Genomic DNA, 21,653 nt, shown 5'->3' on the forward strand with positions numbered 1-21,653 from the left:
AAACAGGTCGGGGCTAACCCATTCCTAGACTGCCAATCCCCAAGCGACCGACGCGTCTTGAAACCAGCCAAGCCATCCGCCCTCCCGACGTCATAACCCTTGCTCACAAGCGCCTGCTGCATCGCCAAAACATCAGACCGCAGCATCGAACCAACATCACCCCATCTAGCTTGGAAAGAACCTGCATTGTATGCGATGCGATCCGCCAGATTGCCGATGAAGAGGGCGTAGAGGTCCGAATTGTTGTATTCCTTGATGACGTAGAAATTCGGGGTTACCAGGAATTCCGGTCCATGCCGCCCTGCTGGTACCAGCATCATACCGTCTGCACTCATGTCATTGGCGGGAAAAGCTTTTCCGGATATGCGGGTGATGCCCATCTTCGCCCAGTCTGCCACGGGGCGAGCCAGGTCGGGCCCTTCCTGTGCGCAGGATACATTGTCTGGTATGGAAACTTCGAAACCCCAGTCGCGATTGCGCTGCCAGCCGCGTTTGGAAAGATAGTTGGCTATGGATGCCAAAGCGTCGGGCACGGAATTCCATATGTCGCGATGACCGTCACCGTCGAAATCGACGGCATATTTCAGATAGCTGGACGGCATGAATTGCGGTTGGCCGAGGGCACCTGCCCACGAGCCCATCATTTTCGAAGCGGCAATGTCGCCGCTCTCCACGATCTTCAACGCGTCGATCAGCTCGACGCGGAACATGTCCTTGCGGGTGGAGGTGTAGGCCTTGGTCGCCAAGACGTCGATGACCGCATTGGGCAGCTTTGCGCGACCGAAGCCAGACTCGCGGCCCCAGATTGCGACGACGATGTTGCCGGGCACGCCGTAAGTGGCTTCAATGCGTTTAAGTGTCGCGGCATGCGTCGCGGCAAGCGAACGGCCTGTGGCGGCTAGCCCCTGAAGACGCTGCTCGGAGAAATAGGCGCCGGGCGATGAAAACTCAGCCTGGCTCTGTGCCTGTTCTTTCGGCGGCTTCTGGCCGGGCACGATCAGGTCTGGAAGTTTCCAGTTGATGGACAGGCCGGTCAGGGTTGCTTCGAGCGTCTTTTGCGAGATGCCAGCCTTGCGCGCTTCAGGCCAAATTTCCTTTTTTAGCCACGTATTGAACTCTGCGTCGTATCTGGCCGCAGCAGCACCTGTTGGGATTGACTGCGCAAAGGTCGCTGTGGCCGACAGCAGAGAGATAGTTGTCGCGAGGAGGAGGCCGATCGTCTTGGAGGGCATTCGGTTTCCTTTTGTAAAAGTATGGGCGTCTTTGTGCTGAAGACGTGCGAAGATAATCAGATGACTGTCCGGGCACGCAAGGCGGCGGTCAGCGTTCCCTCGTCAAGATAATCGAGCTCGCCGCCAACAGGCACGCCGTGCGCAAGCCGTGTGATCTTGACGCCGAGATCCTGCAAACGGTCGGTGATGTAATGCGCCGTCGCCTGACCTTCGACGGTGGCGTTGACGGCGATGATGAGTTCACGAATGCCACCGGCACTGACACGGTCTATCAGGCCCTTGATGTTCAGGTCTTCCGGCCCGACGCCATCAAGGGGCGACAGAGTGCCGCCCAGAACGTGATAGGCCGTATTCATCGCACCAGCGCGCTCCAACGCCCAGAGATCAGACACATCCTCCACGACGATAATGACGGCCTGGTCACGACGTTCGTCGGAGCAGACGGTGCAGGGGTCTATCGTATCGACATTGCCGCAGCAGGAGCAAATCTTGACCTTGTCATAGGCCTCGCCCATGGCGTGGCCGAGCGGCCCGAGAAGCTGCTCTTTCTTTTTGATGAGGTGCAAAGCGGCCCGTCGCGCCGAACGGGGGCCAAGCCCCGGCACTTTTGCCAGAAGCTGGATCAGTTTTTCAATCTCAGGGCCGGTGACTCGTTTTGCCATTCGCTGCTTTTAGCCCATATGAATATAAAACGGAATCGTTTGAAGGACTTCCAAGCCATGAAACTTTACGCTGTCTGCATCGGGCAAGCCGAAAAACTGCCCGGCAAAAGCTACAAAACCGGTATCTTCAAAACACCGGTGACTGGCCGGGTTTTGATCGACGCCGAAGGCATTGTCGGAGATGCGATCTGCAATCGCAAGCACCATGGCGGCGTGGATCAGGCGATCTATCTCGAAGGGCTGGAGACATTGGCCTGGTGGGGTGAGACGCTCGGAAAGCCTCTGGCGCCCGGCACCTTCGGTGAGAACCTCATTATCGAAGGCCTCGACAATAGGGACGTCGATGTCGGCGACCGCTTTACCATTGGGGATGTCATATTGGAAGCGACCTCGGCGCGCATACCCTGCGCCACCTTCACAGCCCGCATGAGCGATCCGACATTTGCTAGGCGCTATACCGCAGCCGCGCGACCGGGCATTTATTGCCGTGTGATCACTGGAGGAAGCGTGGGCGCGGGCGACTTGATTTCTTTTCAGCGGTTCGAAGGTGCCAAAGTCACGATCGCTGAGACGATGGCGACCTTTGGCAAAAGGCTGGATGAAACAACAAGGCAGCGATTTCTCGCTGCCCCGATTCATTACAAGCTGCGGCACGAGTTGGAGCGCGCTTAAAAAGGCAGTTTCATACCGGGCGGGATCGGCAGGCCGGCCGTCAGGTCGCGGGTCTTTTCCGCGGTTACGGCTTCCGCACGCTGCTTGGCATCGTTATGGGCGGCCACCAGCAAATCTTCGAGGATTTCGACTTCGTCTTCCTTGAGCAGCGATGGGTCGATCTTGACGCCTAGCAGCGAGCCCTTTCCGCTCATCTTGACGGTCACGAGGCCACCGCCGGAAGTGCCTTCGACTTCAAGTGCAGCAATCTCTTCCTGCATCTTCTCCATCTTGGCCTGCATTTCCTTGACCTTGCCCATCATACCCATGATGTCGCGCATCTCGAAACTCCTGTTTTTCTTAAAATTCTATGTCGTCGCCGGGAAGAATGTCGCCTTCGCTCGATTCTGCGACGGATGGCGGCGGCAGATCTTCCACATCCTCTTGCGCAGGCGCACGGATGCGAACGTCGGTGATCTTCGCACCGGGAAACTGCGCCATAATTGCAGCGACGTCTGGATCCTGCCGCGCATCGACGAAGCGTGCATCGCGCGCATGTTCTTCCGCTTCAACCAGCGTCGGCTGGCCCTGTTCCTTGCTCAGACTGACGAGCCAATGGATGCCCGTCCATTCCTTAAGCCGCACACCGATTTCATTTGGAAGCGTGGCGGGACTACCATCACGAAGCCTGATCTCAAGCCGACCCGGCTCTATTTTGATCAAATGAACAAAGCTGCGCACCTTTGTTCTGATGACCGGATCGCGATTTTTTGTGCAGAGATCAACAAAATCCTCAAGCGAATTGACCGGGACCTTAGGCTCCGGTCGCTCTTCCTGCTTGGGCGCGGCAACCTGCATATCCTGCGGGCGGCTGTCAGGGACGGCGCGAAGCATGGCGGTTGGTTGTGGCGTTGACTGGCGCTGAGGTGCAGAATAACCGGGCTGGGCGGATGCCACGGCCTGCGTGGATGAATAGGCACGCGCACCACCGCCATTGCCACCACCGGATGGCGCGCCATTCGATGCACCGCCTTCGCCATTGGAAAGCTCCAGCAGGCGACGGGCAGCATCTTCGGGCGCGGGCAGATTGGCAGCGTGAGACAGGCGGATCAGCACCATCTCTGCCGCACCGGCGGGACGCGAAGCATTTTCGGTTTCGGGAATGCCCTTGAGCAGCATCTGCCAGATACGAGACAGGGTAGACACGGCGATGCTGTCGGCAAACTCCGCACCACGCACGCGCTCGACTTCCGAAAGAGACGGGTCTTCCGCAGCATCGGGCACATATTTCATGCGCGTCACAAGATGGGTGAAATCAGCAAGGTCGTTCAGCACCACCACCGGGTTGGCGCCGGCTTCATATTGTCCGGTAAATTCAGCCAAAGCTGCAGCGACATCGCCCTTGGCGACATGGTGGAACAGGTCCACGATGCGGGCACGGTCTGCAAGGCCCAGCATGCCGCGAACGGCATCGGCTTCGACATGACCACCACCATGGGCAATGGCCTGATCGAGAAGAGACAGTCCGTCGCGGGCAGAACCTTCTGCTGCACGGGCAATCATCGCCAGCGCTTGCGGCTCGGCTTCGAAGCCTTCCTTGGCAGCAATCGCGGTAAACAGTCCAACGAGATCAGCGGCGCTAATGCGGCGCAGGTCGAAGCGCTGGCAGCGCGAAAGAACGGTGATCGGGACTTTTCGGATTTCGGTCGTGGCGAAAATGAATTTCACATGCTCAGGCGGCTCTTCCAGCGTCTTCAGAAGACCGTTGAAAGCCTGCGTCGACAGCATGTGCACTTCGTCGATGATATAGACTTTGTAGCGCGCAGACACCGGGCGGTATCGCACCTGCTCGATGATCTCTCTGATGTCATCGATACCCGTGTGAGACGCGGCGTCCATCTCGATCACATCGACATGGCGACCTTCCATGATGGCCTGACAATGTTCGCCGGGAATGCGAAGATCGATGGTCGGCTTGTCGATTTCGTCGGTCTTGTAGTTCAGCGCGCGCGCCAGAATGCGGGCGGTGGTGGTTTTGCCCACACCGCGAACGCCGGTCAGCATATAGGCCTGCGCAATACGACCGGTTTCGAACGCGTTGGTCAGCGTGCGAACCATCGGCTCCTGGCCAACCATCAGATCGGAGAAATCTTTCGGGCGGTACTTGCGCGCCAGCACCCGGTAACCTGTACCCTGCTCTTTGGTCTGGGGCATATTGGTTCCGGTTTCGCTCATCGCCTCGCCAGTGATTGGGTGTGCCCGCTTTCAGGCCGAATGAGCCCGGCGAAACCTGAGCACGTCTTCAAAAAGAAAAGGTGGGAGGCTGGCACGGCGACCCGTGCCTGGCTCGTTAGGGCTGCTTCCTTCCGGACCTGACCCGGTTGGCGAGTGGCTCGTCCACCACCAACCTCCCGAAGGCACATATCGGCAATAATAAAAGCAAATGCAAGCCAAGCCTTCAAAAAACTGCTATCAAGATAAAAACAAATTGGGAGGACGCCTTGGACACATTCCGGCTTGACGAGAGACTGGCCCGCGACAGCGTGCTGATTACCAAGCTGGGGCTATGCCAATTGCGCGTTCAAAATGACCGTCGCTGGCCGTGGCTGGTTCTTGTGCCGCAGCGAAACGGCATGAGCGAGCTGTTCGACCTCACACCGCTCGATCAGGCAGTGTTGACCTTTGAGACCAATCAGGTGGCATCCGCACTGAAAGAGCTGACGGGTGCGACGAAAATAAATGTCGGTGCGCTTGGAAACATCGTGCGCCAGCTCCACGTTCATATCATTGCCCGCAGGGAAGGTGACGAGTGCTGGCCCGGGCCGATCTGGGGGCAGGGCACGCCCGTTCCCTATGCGGACAGTGACAGACACGATTTCATGAAAAAACTGGCCGGCGTACTCTGATGATCTCAAAAAGCATTTTCGATACCAACTCTCCCCATCCTGAACCCAGCACCCTGACAGCCTTTGCGCAAAACAATCTCGACCGTCTGGCTGAAAAGCGCACGGACAATTGTGTGGTTGATGCGCTGAAGCTGGAAGGCACGCATCTGATGGCCTTTGCCGGGCCCAAGCTCGTGCTCAAGCATGACGATCAGGTTCTGGACCCGCTGTTTTCCGCCTATGAGCTGGCCGAGCTTGATCCGGATTTCGAGAAAGCCATCCTTCTCGGGCACAAGGAAAATGGTGAGCCGCGCATCGCCGTGCCGGTGAATATTGCCGAAGACAATCTTGCTGGCCATTACAAGCCGGTGGATGCCCGCACGCTGTACCGCGATCAGCTGATCGGCGAGGAGCTGCTGGGCGAAGTCGCGCAAGCTGTGGCCTTGATCAACTGGAACGCCGACAACCGCTTTTGCGCGCGCTGTGGTGGCGCTATGGAATTGCGTATCGGTGGTTACAAGCGAATCTGTGCGGCCTGCGGCCATACGATTTTTCCCCGCACTGATCCCGTCGTCATCATGCTGACCATCGATCTGGAAAGGGAATTGTGCCTGCTAGGGCGCGGCCCGCATTTTGCGCCGGGCATGTATTCGTGCCTCGCCGGTTTCGTGGAACCGGGTGAAACCATCGAGAACGCCGTGCGTCGCGAAACGCATGAGGAAGCCAATATCGATGTCGGCCGGGTGCGGTATCATGCGTCGCAGCCATGGCCGATGCCACACACCCTGATGATCGGCTGTTATGCCGAGGCACTGTCATCCGAGATCACCCGCGATGAGGCGGAGCTTGAAGATTGCCGCTGGTTTACCCGCGAAGAGGTGACGGCACTTCTGGGCGCCAGCGCTAACAATGGTCGCCAGCCGCCACCGCGAGGCGCCATCGCGCACCGGTTGATGCGCGACTGGATCGAATGGGGCAAGACCGAGTAAAGATCGGCTCGCAGGCTCAGATATTGTTGAGCTTGCGACGCATTGCGTGGCCTTGGTAAACGCCGAGAATGCGGACCTTCTCCGAGAAAAAGCGCAGTTCTTCCAGCGCATGGCGCACGGATTCGTCGTCCGGATGCCCTTCGATATCCGCATAGAACTGCGTCGCCACGAACTTGCCGCCCAGCTGGTAGCTTTCAAGCTTGGTCATGTTGATGCCGTTCGTCGCAAAACCACCCATGGCCTTGTATAGGGCAGCGGGAATGTTGCGGACATTGAAGACGAAGGTGGTGACAATCACCTCTTCCGGCGACGTCCTCTTTGCCCAGGCTTCATCGCGTGACAGCACGACGAAGCGGGTGACGTTGTTGTCGGAATCCTCGACATTTTCTGCAAGGATATCGAGGCCGTAGAGTTCAGAGGCAAGACGTGGCGCGAGCGCTGCCATGCTGCGGTCGCCGAGTTCCGACACCTGCTTTGCAGCGCCTGCCGTATCGCCCGCGACAACCGGCTTCCAGCCATTGGAGCGGATGATCTTGCGGCACTGGCCCAGCGCATGAATGTGGCTGTGGACCGTTTTGATCTCATCCTTCTGCACGCCGGGCAGCACCATCAGCTGGAAGCGGATCGGCATGAAATATTCGCCGATAATGTGCAGGCGTGATTCCGGCAGTAGATGGTGGATATCGGCCACCCGGCCTGCCAGCGTATTTTCAATCGGGATCATGGCCAGATCGGCATCACCGTTTTCCAGCGCGTTGAACGCATCCTCAAATGTCGGGCAGGGCAGCGGGTCCATCGTCGGAAACACATCCCGGCAGGCCATGTCGGAATTTGCGCCATAGTCGCCCTGAAAGGCAATGCGATTGCTGCTGCTCATGGTCTTGCCATCAATTCTGTTTGTTTACGAGGATTTCGCGGGCTCTGTCGAGCTGCGCCTGGGTATCGACACCGAGCGGCACCGAGTTGACGATTTCCGCATCGATGCGCATGCCCGCTTCCACGGCCCGCAATTGCTCAAGGCTTTCGCGACGTTCCAGCGGCGATGGTGTCAGCGAGACGAATTTTTCCAGCGCCGCCCGGCGATAGGTGTAGAGCCCGATGTGGTGATAAAGCGGACCTTGGCCATAAGGGGCGGTGGCGCGGGTGAAATAGAGCGCCCGCAGTCTCGTCTCCGAAATCGGGCTGCCGATGATTTTCACGACGCTCGGGTTCGTCTTTTCTTCTTCCTCGGTTATCTCCACGGTCAGCGTGGCGATATCGGTAGAGGCATTTTCCATCGGGCGCAGCGAGGCGCGAATCGTTTCCGGCTCGATGGTCGGCAGATCGCCCTGCACGTTGATGATGAATTCGGCATTGCCGTAAGGATCGGCCTTTTGCAGCGCTTCATAGATGCGGTCGGAGCCGGACTGGTGGTCCTGACGCGTCATGGTGACGTCGAAACCGGCATTCTTGACGGCGTCGTAGACCTGCTCGTCATCGACAGCAACAACGATGCGTTCGGCCCCGGCTTCGCGGGCGCGCATTGCAACCTGAACAATCATCGGCTTGCCTGCAATATCGGCCAGAGGCTTGCCGGGAAGGCGGGTTGAGGCCATTCGCGCAGGAATAAGCACGACAGCCTTTTCGAAATACCGATTATTCATCCAACACCCTTCAAATCCCGCCTGAAAAGTGGCAATACGTCACGGTGCGGGGAGCATATTCAAGTTGCGCAGGCTGTGCAAAAGCCATAGCTTTCGAGCAATTTCAAGATGTCCGTTTGATGCGAACGGTTGTGAGGGAGCGCAAATCAATGAATTCACAGGTTAACATGGCGGTCGGTGCCCTTTTGGGCACGATTTTCGTCCTGATGTCGGTGTCTATCGCGTCGGAAGGAATTTTCCACGCGCCAGCCCCCGAAAAGGAAGGTTACGCCATTGTTGCGGAGACCACCGGTGCGGATAGTGCAGGCGGTGCAGCGGAAGCTCCGGCCACGCCGATTGCCAAGCTTCTGGCAAGTGCGGATGCAGCCAAGGGCGAAACCGTCTTCAAGAAGTGTATGAGCTGTCACACCGGGGAGAGCGGCGGCCCCAATAAAGTCGGCCCTAACCTCTTTGACGTCGTCAACCGCCCTATCGCCAGCCACGAAGGCTTCAGCTACTCGGCCGGTATGAAAGATTTCTCCAAGGGCGGCAGCGTGAAGTGGGATTACGATCACCTCAGCTACTTCATCGAGGCGCCTAAGAAGCATGTTCCAGGCACGGCCATGGGCTTTGCCGGTATCAAGAAGGAAACGGAACGCGCAGACCTGATCGCTTATCTGCGTTCGCTTTCGGCCAATCCGGCACCCTTGCCAGATCCGAATGCACCGGCTGAGCAGATCAACTGATGAGATTGAAAAGCCCGGCCAAAAGCCGGGCTTTATCCTTTGTCTCAATCTTTGAAGGCAGCGGCATGTGTGCCGCTTTTTTATTGCCCGGAGATTGTTGCTTTAGAATTCCGACCACTTGGCCACAGCAGCGCCCTGGCGTCCAGATGCTGCCATTCTTTGAACCGGAGGGGCTTCATAGGTCGCCTCTGATATGGCTGGTGCTGCCTGCGATGGCGTGTTGCCGACATTAAACTGGGTCAGCAGTTGACGCAGGCTCTCCGCTTCACGCGCCAGCCCATGGCTGGCTGCCGTGGTTTCTTCCACCATGGCCGCATTCTTCTGGGTCGCCTGATCCATCAGGTTCACGGCATCGTTGATTTCTGCGAGACCCGTGGCCTGTTCTTTCGATGCCTCGACGATTGCGCAGACGTTGACGTCAATCAGGCCGACCTGTGAGGCGATCTGTTTCAAGGCATCGCCCGTCTGGCCGACGAGATCGACACCATTCGCCACATGCTGCCGCGACGTGTTGATCAGCTGCTTGATTTCCTTTGCCGCACTTGCCGAGCGCTGTGCAAGTTCGCGCACTTCCTGCGCCACCACCGCAAAGCCCTTACCTGCTTCACCGGCGCGCGCCGCTTCCACACCGGCATTCAGCGCCAGAAGGTTTGTCTGGAAGGCGATGTCGTCGATAACGCCGATGATGTTGGTGATCTCGCCCGAAGACTTGGAAATCTGATCCATGGCACCGATGGCGCGGTGAACGATTTCGCCGGAGACTTCCGCACTTTCCTTGGTGGAACCGACAAGCTTGCCGGCCTCATCGGCGCGGCGGCTGGAGTCCTTCACCGTGGTGGTGATCTGTTCAAGCGCTGCCGCACTTTCTTCCAGCGATGCCGCCTGCTGCTCGGTTCTGCGGGCAAGCTGATCGGCTGCAACGCGGATTTCGGCGGAACCGGATGCGATGGTGGAGGAATTCTGTGCCACGGTCTGCATGGTGGCCCGCAGCTTTTCGATCACCTCGTTGAAATCGGCGCGTAGCTTTTCCATGCTCGGAACGAAAGGCGTGTCGAGATGCTGGCGCAGCTCCCCTTCCGCCAGTTGACGCAGCGCATTGCCCAGTGTCGAAATCGCACTCATGCGCGGTGTCACGTCGGTGGCGAATTTGACGACTTTGACGACCTGTCCCTTGTCGTTCAAAATCGGGTTATAGGCGGCCTGTATCCAGACTTCCTTGCCGTTCTTGCCAAAGCGCACGAATTCGTCGGAAATGAACTCGCCCGCTGCCAGTCGTTTCCAGAATTCGGCATAACCGTTGGAGGCGGCATAGGATGGCTCGCAGAACAGGCGGTGATGTCTGCCGGCGATTTCGCTCAGGCTATAGTTCAGCGTCTTGCAGAAATTGTCATTGGCGGTGAGGATTTCACCTGTTGGCGTGAATTCGATGACGGCCTGCGAACGGGAGAGGGCTGCAAGCGCGCCGTTGTCCTCGTCGGCTTTCACCTTCTTTGCGGTAATGTCGGTCGCGACCTTCACAACCTTGTAGGGCTTGCCGCCGCGGCAGATTGGATTGTAGGAGGCTTCGATCCAGATTGCGCTGCCGTCTTTACGAATACGCTTGTATTCGCGGGCATCGAACTTGCCGCTGCCGAGGCTTTTCCAAAACTCCGCATAGGCTGGAGAATTGGTGTAGTCACTATCGCAGAAGATGCGATGGTGCTTTCCCACGATTTCCGACAGTGAATAACCCAGCGCCGCGCAGAAATTCGCGTTAGCGTTGAGAATATTACCCGTCAGATCGAATTCGATCATGGCCTGTGAGGCCGAGAGGGCCTCCAGCAGGTGTTTGTTGTCCGCATTCTTTCCCAGCCAAAGCATAGTGTCTCCAGGTAAGCTGAAAATGCCGCGGCAGTGCGTTGCTCATTGTCGCGCGCGTTTAATGAAGGGGTGTTGATCAGGCATGCGCATTTTTCATTCTATAATTGTATTAGGCATCATTAATATTAATAGGGAGTTGACGCGGAGTATAAAATTTTGCTCAAGTTCTAATTAAGAATAAATCGGGTTTCACCCTGTAGAAGACGACAGTTTTTCTTAAAGTTGCATCCGGTTTAAGCTGCAATTCTTGTCGCTGCGCACAACGAAAAACGCCGCCTGGGTTTTCCAGACGGCGTTGTCGATAGAAAAGGTCTGTTAGATGGCAGGCGCTTAAGCGGCCATGTCTTCTAGATCGGCACCCTTGAACATCTTGGCGAGGTTCAGGAAGCAGATCATGCCATGCTCGTTGGCAATGATGCCTTCAGAGAAGGACTTGTCGAAGGATGCGGATACTTCCGGCACCGGCTGCACCTGGCTTGCCGGGATCGTCAGAATGTCCGATACGCGGTCGACCAGCATACCGATGACCATGTTGTGGACTTCAGCCACGACGATGGCGCTGCGCTCATTGGCAACCGTGCTCTTCATGCCAAGCTTGTAAGCAAGGTCGATGATCGGAATAACCGAGCCGCGAAGGTTCATCACACCGATGACATCCTTGGGCGCGTGTGGGAGAGGTGTGGACGGAGCCCAGCCGCGAATTTCGCGGATCGTGGTCGTTTTGACGCAGAACTCCTGATCGTGAAGACGAAACGCGATGATTTCGAGAGTGTCGCCACCGAAGTTCGTAGAATTAATCGTAACCATCAGAATTCTTCCCAATCCTTGTTCTGGGCTAGTGCGAGCGCACCGACGCTTGCGTATCCGGACTTTGGCATCCTGCCTGGTGTACGAACAACCGGAACATGTTCTTCCGGCTTCATCCGATGATTCGTAGCAGAAGATTGTTTCTTAAATCTAAACTGCGTTAACAAATTTCGCAGGACATCGGCTTCATGCGCAAGGCTGTGACTGGCAGCCGTGGTTTCTTCCACCATGGCAGCGTTCTGCTGCGTGTTGGTGTCCATGGCTTCCACAGCGTGATTGATTTCTTTCAGCCCGCTGGCCTGTTCGCGCGCGGTCTCGACAATGGCAACGACATTGGTGTTGATGTCCGCTACCTGCGAAACGATCGTGTCGAGCGCCTTGCCGGTTTCACCCACCAGTTCGACACCCTCCTTCACCTGCTGTGCGGAAGTGTTGATCAGCGTTTTGATTTCCTTGGCGGCCTGGGCGGAACGCTGCGCGAGTTCCCGCACCTCCTGTGCCACGACGGCAAAGCCCTTGCCTGCCTCACCCGCACGCGCGGCCTCGACACCGGCATTCAGGGCCAGAAGATTGGTCTGGAACGCAATGTCATCGATCACGCTGATGATATTGCCGATCTCGTTGGAGGATTGCGAGATACGGCCCATGGCCTCGATCGCCTTGCCGACGACGGCACCGGAATGTTCAGCCCCGGCTTTCGTCTTTGCCACAAGCTCACCAGACTGTTCTGCCCGTACGGTGTTCTGGGCGACGGTTCTGGTGATTTCATTGAGGGCTGCGGAGGTTTCCTCCACTGCTGCGGCCTGCTGTTCGGTTCGCTTGGCCAGATTATCGGAGGCGTCGCTGACTTCGCGCGAGCCGGTTGCGATACCGCCAGCGCTTTCCGCGACATTGCGCATGGCGCCCTGCAGTTTTTCCAGCGAGCTGTTCAGGTCTTGCCGGACCTTTTCCAGCGTCGGTATGAAAGGTTTCTCAATGGTCACAGTGAGGTCGCCATTGGCGAGCGCCGTCAGGCTGTGGGCCAACTCGTCCACGGCGCGCACACGCTCGGTTACGTCGGTTGCGAATTTCACGACTTTGAAGACCCTGCCATCCTGATCCATGATGGGATTGTAGGAGGCCTGAATCCAGACTTCCTTGCCACCCTTGCCGATACGCTTGAATTCAGCCGAAATGAATTCGCCCGCTGCAAGCTTGCGCCAGAACTCGGCATAATCAGGACTGTTGCGGAATTGGTCATCGCAGAACATGCGGTGATGCTGGCCGCGAATTTCATGCAGGCCGTATCCCAGACAGGTCAGGAAGTTTTCATTGGCAGTGATGATCTCGCCCGAAGTGGTGAATTCGATCACCGCCTGGGCACGCGAGAGGGCTGCGAGCTTTCCAGAATCTTCAGCAGACTTGGCCTTGTCTTCGGTAATGACAGTCGCAAGCTTGACGATGCTCTTGACCTTGCCACCAAGGACGATCGGATTATAGGACGCTTGTATCCAGACTTCGCGTCCACCATTGGCAATGCGCTTATATTGGCGGGCGTCGGATTTGCCTTCACCAAGATTTTTCCAGAAGGTGCGGTAGTCTGCGCTCTGTGCATAGGCAGGCTCGCAAAACATGCTGTGATGTTTGCCAACGATCTGCTCGGCGCTGTAACCCATGGCGCGGCAGAAGTTTTCATTGGCGGACAGAATTTTTCCGCTCGTATCGAATTCGATCATCGCCTGGGAGCGTCCCAATGCGGTGAGAACAGCTTTTGCATGCGTTCCAAGAAGAGAGAGCATGTGGATGAAACTCCGTGGCGCTGGGCTTCTTTAGGGAGCCCATACGGCTTTGCTGTTGCGCGCGGACGTGAACAGTCGTCGGACTGTTCAAGGCAACAACAATTCATCTACAATATCATGTTTAAAAATATCTGAACCGGCAGTCCGTTTAAATTTGATTAAAGCGGTTTGCGAGAAGTTGAATTATTCTTTTATAATAACAACCTTCAATACTCTTTTTCGTAGAAAATGCCCGCGGCACCTTCTCCATCGCCACCCGCTTCGCCGCGCAGCTTCACGCCCTTGCCGACATCCAGATTGATGATGGCCTTGGCACCGGAGCTGCCGCTCTGTTCAAGCTCCAGATAGGTCCGATCGTTCAGATATTTACCGGCAGACACACGCGCCTGCCCCTCGGAATCCGTCGAAATATCCAGATCATCGATGCCGAGATTGCTGCGAAGACTGTCGAACAGCGATGTCGAGCGCCCGCCCGCCAGCTGGCCCGCGGCATCCGCCAGCCGGGCGATCTGCAGGGCGGAAAGCTTGGACATGGACTGGCCGAAAATCAGCTGCGCCATCACCTCGTCCTGCGGCAAAGCCGGCGAAGAGGTGAAGGCAAAGGCCGGGTCGTTGGCATTTCCGGTGACTGACACCGTGACCGTGGTGGAGCCTGCCGTCGATTCCGCCGCCATGTTAAGCACAGGCACCAGCCCGCCGCCGAAGGTAATATCGCCGGTGGTGAAATCGAGACGACGGGTCAGAATTTCCAGTCGCCCACGTTTCATTTCGAAGCCGCCGGAAACCTGCGGGTCGGCAGCGGTGCCGCGCACGGTCAGGCTGCCAGTCAATTCAGCGTCGATACCGCGACCACGCACGAAGATACCACTCGGCGCATTGATTTGGAGGTCAAGCGCAATGGTGGACGAGCTACCGCTGCCGCCCTTGTCAGCATTGAGCTTGCGGTCCTGAGCCCGCACCGCAGGCGGCGCATTCTTATGCTTCACATCGATCTGCGACAGCGAAGCGGGCAGGCGCTCTGGAATGGTAATCGCGCTTTTTTCCAGCGTAATTGTGCCGCCCAGCACCGGCGAATTCAAAACCGGTCCCTTCAAGGTCAGCGTGCCGCTGGCATTGGTAGTAAACAGCGTGCCGTCATTATAGGCGGCGCGGTTGAGCGTGATGGTGAGGTCGGCGGGAAAACCTGCCGCTGGTGCAATGCCGATGGAACCGGTGCCCGAAATCGTTCCGCCACCAGCCAGCCGACCTGTCAGCCGCGAGATCGTCGCCCGGTCACGCTCGAAACCGATCGTCGCACCCAGATTGTTGATGGTCAGATTCCGGCGCACATCCGTCACGCGCGTGCCGTCGGTGGTGATGCCGCCGGTAATGATGGGCGCGCTGGCCGTGCCGTCGATTTTGACATCGATTGCCGCCGTGCCCTGAACATCGAAGCCCTGTGCGGCTGTCTGCGCCGCCACGGCCCCAAAGGGTAGCGATCCCTTGAACGCCATCGACAGCGGACGATTGCCACTGATGCCCAACGTGCCGCCGCCGGAAAGGGTGAGGCCGCCTTGACCGGTGACATTGGTATCCAGACGCAGCGTACCACCGGCAAAACGTCCATTGGCCTTGATGCCAAGAGCCCCAAGACCGGCGGCGCGGGTCTGGCTCACCGCCGCATCGGACCATGTCAGGTCGTAATCGACGGAGGGATCGGAAGCAGCACCCTTGGCCGCCACCGTGCCGGAAATCGTCCCGGCAGCATCGAGGCCCGGTGAAAAGGCGTTGGCCAGATTGGCGGGCAGGGCACGGATATTGGCATTGAGATCGAGCGTCGAACCGGCAGTGCCATTTACCTCCACACGGCCGTTACCGGTCTGGATGACGAGCCCGGCAATGCGGACGGTACCATTATTGACGGCGATGGTCGTTGGCTGAGCAAGCTTGACCGGAATGCCACGCGGCGTGGCAGAGAGCGCATCCAGCTTGACAGTCATTGGGCCAGAGCCAGTGTCGGCGCTGCCCTTGAAGGTCAGCGGCGCGTTGTCGTAGCGGGCATTGAGGTCGAAAGTGGTTGCCGTACCGGAATGGTTGATGTCGAGGTCTAGCCCGGAAATGGCGACAGCGCCGGCATTGATGGTTTCAGCCGTGACTTTGCCATTGGCAGCCAGCGCCAGAAGATCATCGATCTTGAGATCGGCGGCGAGCTTGGAAATTCTCGTCGTTCCCTGCGCAATGGTGCCGCCTGTGGCGCGGATGGTGGCAGCTATTTTCCCATCCGCATTGGAAAGAACCACGTCACCCTTAACATCGCCATTGGCCTGCTGTGCGGCGAGCGCTGCAAGCAAAGAGAGATCGGGGAAATCAAAGGACAGGTTTCCAGTCGGCAGGAATTGCGGCGTGAATTGCAGATTGCCGGTCAGGACATTGCGGCCCACCTTCACATTCAGTTCTGGCACGGTCGTCCCGTTCTCGCCCTGAATGAGTTGGCCCGAGGCGTCGATGACCTGACCATCCAGCGTGCCGCTCGCCTGCAACTGCGCCTGCGGTGCGTTGAGATCGGCCGTGCCGGTTGCCGAGAGTTTCAACGCTTCGAGCGCGCGGCCCGCCAGCGTCGCCTTGGCCGAATTGAGGCTGATCTGAAAATCGGCAGCTGTCAGCGGACCATTGGCTTCCAGTGAAAAGCCCAACTGGCCTGCCGCCTGCGGCGTCAGTTTTTCCAGTGCTGGCAGACGACCGCCAAGCTTTGCGACCACATTGCCATTATCCAGAGAAACGTCGCCATTGGCTTCGATGGTGCCGGATTTGACCACGAGATTTTCAACGCGTGTGGCCCCGCCAATCGTACTGTTCACATAGGCATCGATGGCAATCGTCGTATCGAATTTTTCAGCCAGCGCAGGCGGCAGAACGGCTGGCAGCACGAAGAGGCGAAGATTGGAGGCAACCGTCTTTGCCGAGAGATCATATGTGCCGCTGCCGGTGCCGCCGATACTGGCGCTTTCCAGTGTCGCGCCTTCGAATGCGATGGTTTGCGGTGAAATGCGCAAAGGCGCGTTCAGCGTCAGCGGCGCCCTGATGGCTCTTTCGAGGTCCGGCGATGTTAAAGCCGACTGGGCGATGCTGACGGAGGTTTTGACCGTGCCGGTCTGGCTTGCAAGATTGAGATCATCGCTGACGGCGGAAAGCTTGAGGTCATCCAGCTTTCCTTGCGGCGCGGTCAAAGACCGCAGCGAGGCACTCATATTCAGCCGTGCGGCACTGGCATTGCCTCTGAGGGAGAGATCAACGCCATTGACCAGCGCGCTGATATCGCCGCCTTCCAAAGGTATACGAATATCGACGGGACCATTCGTGCCGATCAGATTGGCCGATAGATCGTTCTGGCCCTGCTGATCGAGCGTACCCGATGCGGTTAGCAGCAGCTTACCGGTTTCCAGATTGCCGCTTTCAACCGTGATGCGGCCTTCGGGCGCAATGCTGGCCGCAAGATCGAGCTTCGTCTGACCTTCGAAAATCTGGCGCACCAGCGGAGGCAGTAGCATATCGGGCTGGCCGCCGCCGTGAAGTTCGATCCGGCGCGTGCCGTCAGCCGCCAGTTGACGGCGGCCGGTAAGGTCCAGAACCTGATTGCCGGCAACGGCACCGTTCAGCTTGCCGGTCCAGTCGGACAGCGCACCTTCGCCGTTGACGGTCAGGGCAACGGCAGGAGCATTCGGCAAGCGCAACAGCGTCGCCAGCAACCCACCCTGCGGCTCGCTGAGGGACGCGTCGAGTTTCAGGACGTTCTCGTTCGGCACAAAAGCGATGTCCGCCTTCACCTGTGCCTGCGGTTCATCCTTGCGGTTGGCTGAAAGCGACAGTGCAATCGTGCTGTTCGTTGCGGTGCCGCTGCCTTCTGCAGCAAGTTCAAAAGCGCGTCCCGCCAGCTTCTCACCCAGCCGGATATCCGGCAGCATGAGATCGTCGATAGTGACATTAACAGGCAGCGAAAAGCCTCCGGAGCTTGGTTGCGCAGGTTCGGTCGATGGCAGCGGCGCTCTATCGACATCTACGCTTGCAGCCGCAACGCGCTCGGCATGGAACGTCCCTTTCAGGAGCGTGGAAGGCTTCCAGTCCACCTCGATACCGCCCAGGCGCGCATAGGGGCCTTCGCGGTCGGAGAGGGTCACATTGGCAAGGCGCAGATCACCCGTCAGAAGCCCGGAGGGGGCAGAGAGTTCAATCGTCTGGTCGGGTGTGGAGATGAGCGACGAGATTTGCCGGGCTGCGAATTGCGATCCGGTCGTCGTAAAGCCGATGAACAGCACAGCCACAATCACCAGCGCCACGGCACCAAGGGCAACGTAGATGATCCATGTCAACAATCGAATCAATGCGGTCATCAAAGGCAATCTACACTTTGCTGTTTGGTTCTGGACGCTGTTTTATCAGAACGCCTGTCCGATGCCGGCATAAATGCCAAAGCTGCTTCCGCCCTCATATTTCTGGAGCGGCATGGCCACATCAAGACGCAAGGGCCCGAAAGGCGTCGCATAGCGAAGCCCGATACCGGCCCCGGCGCGAATATCGGAAAAATCCGGGGTGATCTTGGACGATACGATGCCTGCATCGACGAAGGGAACGAGGCCGATGGTTTCCGTGACCTTGAACCGCGCTTCGAGCGAGGTGACGACATAGGAGCGGCCACCGGTCGCCTCGTTGGCGTCGTTGTAAGGCGAGATTTCCTGATAGCTGTAACCGCGAACGGAGCCGCCGCCACCGGCGTAGAAACGCCGCGTTGCCGGAACGTCTTCCAGCGCGCTTGCACCGATCAGCACGCCACCTGCGATCTTGCCAGCAAGCACGACCTGATCATCGGAGCCGAGCCCTTTATAACCGGTGGTCGAGCCTTCGAAACTCGAGAAGAACGTGCCGTTCAGCGCTTCATAGCTCGGCTTTGCGGAGACCGAGGCGCGGAAACCTTCTGTCGGGTTCAGCTTGTCGTCACGCATGTCACGCACGAATTCCAGCGGGATCGAAGTGGTCAGATACTGGTTGTTGCCGAAGGCATCGTCCGTATCGGTAAACTCGACCTCAAGCCCAGCGGATGCGGTATCGTAATCGTTGAACTCATAGGAAAAGCCGCCATAGCCGGTCACAGATCGCGCATCGTACGTATCGGGATGCTCGGTCTTGGCCTTCAGGCTTGCCGTAAAGGTGGTGGCAGGATTGAAGACGCCCGGCTTGGTGAAGATGATTCCTGCGGAATAATCCATGTCCTGAACATTCGAGGCTTCGCCAAGTCGCGAGACAGCGCCTTCGATACGCAGGGATTCTGCTTTTCCAAACAGATTGCGATGGCCCCAATAGCCCTGAAGACCGATGCCCTCAGTGGTCGAATATTGCGCTCCGACGCCAAGATAGCGGTGCTTGCCTTCCGACACTTCGATGGTGAGCGGAATGCTGCCATTCGGCGCAAGCGCGCTCGCCTCCTTGATGGTGATGCTGGAGAAGACGCCGAGTTTGCGTAGCCGGTCTGAGGCCTTGCGCAGCTTCTCAGGCGAATAGGGTTCGCCGCCATTCAGGCGGGAATAGCGCCGGATGAAATCCTGATCGACGGTGCGCTGGCCTTTGACGGCAACCGCACCCAGCGGCGCAACAGGCCCGCCTTTGGCCGACAGCGTCAGATCAACCGTATTGTTGGCGTGATTGGCAACCGCTTCGCGCTTGGTCAGTTCCGCGAGCGGGCGTCCTTCAGCCTTCAAATCATCGATCAGCTTGTTGCCAGCGCGGATGATTGCGAGAGAACCGGCATCGCCGCCCGCGACCAGCCCGTATTTTTCGAGGTCGCGTCCGGCCACATCGCCTTCCAGCTTGACGCTTCCAAGCGTGAAGACCGGGCCGGGCATCACGTCGATCACGACGGGAACCGGGTTCGAATGATCAAAGGACGGGTTGGGCGGAATGGAATCGATGTCCTGCCCGGCAACGGTAATCTTGACGGTGCCGCCATAACGGGCGTTTTCATAGAGCGCTGCAATCAGCCGCTCCCGGTCGTCACGCGCCCGGATGAGAAGGCCGAGATCGCCCGAGGCTGGCTTGTCCGGTTCCGAGGCCAGCAGCGAACTGTTTTCGAGGCTCTGCTTGAGCTTCTTGTCGGCTTCAGGGGCGTTGAGGGTGATCGTGAACTTGACGGGGTCGAGAACCTGATCCTCTTCCTTGTCCGACCCGAAAATATTGATGCCGAAGATTTTGAGCGCAAAGGCCTGTGTCGCAAATCCCGGATATAGCGATATGGATGCCGCGACCGCCATGGCGGTGCTGGCCTTCCAGAACGCAATACTCTTCTTTGGGTCAGTCCGTCTTGCTGGCATATGCTACTTTATGGTTGAGCATTTATTATCGGCCCCACCGGTTTCCCGTCCGTTAATATGCCAGTTTAATCATAAAAGGGCAGATTGGTACCCGGAAAAGCGTTTTTTAACATCGCAAACGCAAAAGCCCCGGCGAACCGGGGCTTTCTCGTGTACCAAAGTATAGCTGTTAGCGGCAACGTGCCGTGTAACGCTGACCGTACTGGTCGCGATAGTAGCAATAGCCTGGCTCGGAAGCGTTGCCGATGAGGGCACCCGTTACGCCACCCAGCGCTGCGCCAACGGCTGCGCCGCGTACGTTGCCGGTGATGGCTGCGCCTGCAATACCACCTACGACTGCGCCAGTGCCTGCACCCTTTTCAGTCTGTGTGCAGCCTGCCAGCGTCAAACCGATTACGGCGAAAATAATAGCCTTTTTCATGAACTCTCTCCAACGTTACATACGAGCTCTATGGCTCTTGGTAGGCGTCCCATAGGTTATCTGCGGCGACTGCTACCTCCGACCGCAACAGATATCTAACAAGTCGAATGTGTTTATGGAAGCCTCCCTTAGTCAGGCTATGCTCCCGGCCCAAATCGATTGTGCCCTACTGAACGAGGTGAGAAAGGAAAAGTTCCATTTCCTTTCGCTGTTTGATGTGAATCAATTTTGCGCTTTGGCAAATCTCTTATAAGTGTTCCTTGGAATGGTTCAAAACTGGAGACGAATTGACGCAGTTTCAGACAAACCGCGCCAAAGGGGTTGACGGCTCAGGGAGGTGGGCCGACAACGACGACAAGAATTCTGGAGCATGGAATGGACTTCGAGGCATACTTCAAGACCGAGCTGGATAGCTTGCATTCGGAAGGTCGTTATCGCGTATTCGCCGATCTTGAGCGACAGCAGGGGAATTTCCCGCGCGCGACCCGTTACACGGAAAATGGCGAGAAGCGGGACGTTACCGTCTGGTGCTCCAACGACTATCTCGGCATGGGACAGAACCCCAAGGTGATCGAGGCCATGAAGGCGGCCATTGACCACTGTGGCGCGGGTGCGGGAGGCACCCGGAATATTTCTGGCACCAACCATCACCATGTCGCGCTGGAGCGTGAACTTGCCGATCTTCATGGCAAGGAATCGGCGCTGATTTTCACGTCCGGTTATATTTCCAACTGGGCAACGCTCGGCACACTCGGCCAGAAAATTCCCGGCCTGATCATTTTCTCCGATGCGCTGAACCATGCCTCGATGATCGAGGGCATTCGTTACGGTCGCTGCGAGAAGGCCATCTGGAAGCACAATGATCTCGAAGACCTGGAAGCAAAGCTGAAGGCCGCCGATCCGGCAGCGCCGAAGCTGATCGCCTTCGAATCGGTCTATTCGATGGATGGCGATATCGCGCCCATCAAGGAAATCTGCGATCTTGCCGATCAATACGGCGCAATGACCTATCTTGATGAAGTGCATGCCGTCGGCATGTACGGACCACGCGGCGGCGGCATTGCCGAGCGCGAAGGTCTGATGGATCGCGTGACGATCATCGAAGGCACATTGGGCAAGGCCTTTGGTGTGATGGGCGGTTATATTGCCGCATCCGAAGCCCTGTGCGACTTCATTCGCTCCTTTGCATCCGGTTTCATCTTCACGACAGCATTGCCACCGTCGCTGGCAGCCGGTGCCGTTGCCTCCATCCAGCATTTGAAGGCAAGTCCGTTCGAGCGCGTTCGTCATCAGGAGCGCGTGCGCACCTTGCGTGCCTTGCTGGACAAGAGCGGCATTCCGCATATCCACAATCCAAGTCACATCGTGCCTGTGATGGTTGGCGATGCGGCCAAGTGTAAATGGATTTCCGACATCCTGCTGGATGACCACGGCGTCTATGTGCAGCCGATCAACTATCCGACCGTACCCCGCAAGACGGAACGCCTGCGCATCACACCGACCCCGTTGCACAGCGATGCGGATATGGAGCAGCTGGTCAGTGCGCTTCACCAGCTTTGGGCGCGGTGCGCGCTTGCAAGGGCTGTCGCCTAAATCTCCTCGGAAGAATCACCGTCATGCAGTCAAAGCCCGGTTTTCACCGGGCTTTTTGCTGTTGCGGAT

17 protein-coding genes and 1 other RNA gene are annotated in these 21,653 nt (G+C 57.8%); 5 read left to right on the forward strand and 13 right to left on the reverse strand.

All coding sequences use genetic code 11. The annotated features are described in order from the left end of the window. Both ABUK73_RS15955 and recR read right to left on the reverse strand, forming a co-directional pair. Positions 1 to 1,232: lytic murein transglycosylase (locus tag ABUK73_RS15955; protein ID WP_353578151.1), on the reverse strand; the 1,232-nt coding region annotated here is incomplete at its 3' end. A 56-nt stretch (positions 1,233 to 1,288) separates the two neighbouring features. Further along, positions 1,289 to 1,894, reverse strand: a complete 606-nt coding sequence (gene recR, locus ABUK73_RS15960; RefSeq protein WP_353578152.1) for a recombination mediator RecR — start codon at positions 1,892 to 1,894, stop codon at positions 1,289 to 1,291. 57 nt (positions 1,895 to 1,951) lie between these two features. Between recR and ABUK73_RS15965 the strand changes: the two genes are divergently transcribed. Next, positions 1,952 to 2,566 carry an MOSC domain-containing protein gene (locus ABUK73_RS15965; protein WP_353578153.1) on the forward strand — a complete coding sequence of 205 codons (615 nt, stop codon included), beginning with the start codon at positions 1,952 to 1,954 and terminating at the stop codon, positions 2,564 to 2,566. Here ABUK73_RS15965 and ABUK73_RS15970 read toward each other — a convergent pair. The 3 genes from ABUK73_RS15970 to ffs form a co-directional block, all read right to left on the reverse strand. Continuing rightward, on the reverse strand, positions 2,563 to 2,886 hold the full coding sequence (locus ABUK73_RS15970; protein ID WP_353578154.1) for a YbaB/EbfC family nucleoid-associated protein: 324 nt from the start codon (positions 2,884 to 2,886) through the stop codon (positions 2,563 to 2,565). The genes ABUK73_RS15965 and ABUK73_RS15970 overlap by 4 nt on opposite strands. Positions 2,887 to 2,905: 19 nt before the next feature. After that, on the reverse strand, positions 2,906 to 4,780 hold the full coding sequence (locus tag ABUK73_RS15975) for a DNA polymerase III subunit gamma/tau (protein ID WP_353578155.1): 1,875 nt from the start codon (positions 4,778 to 4,780) through the stop codon (positions 2,906 to 2,908). 80 nt (positions 4,781 to 4,860) lie between these two features. Next, an RNA gene (gene ffs, locus ABUK73_RS15980) (signal recognition particle sRNA small type) lies at positions 4,861 to 4,957 on the reverse strand. Between the two features lie 65 nt (positions 4,958 to 5,022). On the opposite strand from ffs, the gene ABUK73_RS15985 reads away from it, so the two are divergent. Next, complete coding sequence (locus ABUK73_RS15985; RefSeq protein ID WP_353578306.1) at positions 5,023 to 5,451, forward strand: HIT family protein; 429 nt, start codon at positions 5,023 to 5,025, stop codon at positions 5,449 to 5,451. A gap of 2 nt (positions 5,452 to 5,453) precedes the next feature. Further along, positions 5,454 to 6,419, forward strand: coding sequence for an NAD(+) diphosphatase (nudC, locus tag ABUK73_RS15990; protein WP_353578307.1), 966 nt, complete (start codon positions 5,454 to 5,456; stop codon positions 6,417 to 6,419). A gap of 16 nt (positions 6,420 to 6,435) precedes the next feature. Here nudC and ABUK73_RS15995 read toward each other — a convergent pair whose 3' ends face one another. Then, entirely contained in the window at positions 6,436 to 7,296 is an 861-nt protein-coding gene (locus tag ABUK73_RS15995; RefSeq protein WP_113087312.1) for a prephenate dehydratase, read from the reverse strand. 10 nt (positions 7,297 to 7,306) lie between these two features. Next, positions 7,307 to 8,062: a 3-deoxy-manno-octulosonate cytidylyltransferase gene (locus tag ABUK73_RS16000; protein WP_353578156.1), complete on the reverse strand. Its 756-nt coding sequence runs from the start codon at positions 8,060 to 8,062 to the stop codon at positions 7,307 to 7,309. A gap of 149 nt (positions 8,063 to 8,211) precedes the next feature. On the opposite strand from ABUK73_RS16000, the gene ABUK73_RS16005 reads away from it, so the two are divergent. Continuing rightward, the gene (locus tag ABUK73_RS16005) at positions 8,212 to 8,787 is read left to right on the forward strand and encodes a c-type cytochrome (protein WP_113087310.1); all 576 of its coding nucleotides are present in this window, start codon (positions 8,212 to 8,214) and stop codon (positions 8,785 to 8,787) included. A gap of 102 nt (positions 8,788 to 8,889) precedes the next feature. On the opposite strand, the gene ABUK73_RS16010 is transcribed toward ABUK73_RS16005, so the two are convergent. The 6 genes from ABUK73_RS16010 to ABUK73_RS16035 all read right to left on the reverse strand — a co-directional run bounded on the left by ABUK73_RS16010 (position 8,890) and on the right by ABUK73_RS16035 (position 19,991). After that, positions 8,890 to 10,647, reverse strand: a complete 1,758-nt coding sequence (locus tag ABUK73_RS16010; protein WP_353578157.1) for a methyl-accepting chemotaxis protein — start codon at positions 10,645 to 10,647, stop codon at positions 8,890 to 8,892. A gap of 330 nt (positions 10,648 to 10,977) precedes the next feature. Then, the gene (locus tag ABUK73_RS16015; RefSeq protein ID WP_113087308.1) at positions 10,978 to 11,454 is read right to left on the reverse strand and encodes a chemotaxis protein CheW; all 477 of its coding nucleotides are present in this window, start codon (positions 11,452 to 11,454) and stop codon (positions 10,978 to 10,980) included. Continuing rightward, positions 11,454 to 13,232, reverse strand: coding sequence for a methyl-accepting chemotaxis protein (locus ABUK73_RS16020; RefSeq protein WP_353578158.1), 1,779 nt, complete (start codon positions 13,230 to 13,232; stop codon positions 11,454 to 11,456). Before ABUK73_RS16020 ends, ABUK73_RS16015 begins: the two co-directional genes overlap by 1 nt. A 206-nt stretch (positions 13,233 to 13,438) precedes the next feature. After that, entirely contained in the window at positions 13,439 to 17,599 is a 4,161-nt protein-coding gene (locus ABUK73_RS16025) for a translocation/assembly module TamB domain-containing protein (RefSeq protein ID WP_353578159.1), read from the reverse strand. A 45-nt stretch (positions 17,600 to 17,644) separates the two neighbouring features. Further along, positions 17,645 to 19,570 (reverse strand): autotransporter assembly complex protein TamA, encoded by a 1,926-nt coding sequence (locus ABUK73_RS16030; RefSeq protein WP_353578160.1) that lies wholly within the window; start codon positions 19,568 to 19,570, stop codon positions 17,645 to 17,647. A 169-nt stretch (positions 19,571 to 19,739) separates the two neighbouring features. Further along, positions 19,740 to 19,991 (reverse strand): YMGG-like glycine zipper-containing protein, encoded by a 252-nt coding sequence (locus ABUK73_RS16035; RefSeq protein ID WP_077102927.1) that lies wholly within the window; start codon positions 19,989 to 19,991, stop codon positions 19,740 to 19,742. A gap of 375 nt (positions 19,992 to 20,366) precedes the next feature. On the opposite strand from ABUK73_RS16035, the gene hemA reads away from it, so the two are divergent. Next, the gene (hemA, locus tag ABUK73_RS16040) at positions 20,367 to 21,584 is read left to right on the forward strand and encodes a 5-aminolevulinate synthase (protein WP_353578161.1); all 1,218 of its coding nucleotides are present in this window, start codon (positions 20,367 to 20,369) and stop codon (positions 21,582 to 21,584) included. The last annotated feature ends 69 nt before the right edge of the window (positions 21,585 to 21,653 follow it).

This window comes from Agrobacterium vacciniicorymbosi, from assembly GCF_040427045.1.
In the GTDB taxonomy this organism is placed as follows: domain Bacteria; phylum Pseudomonadota; class Alphaproteobacteria; order Rhizobiales; family Rhizobiaceae; genus Agrobacterium.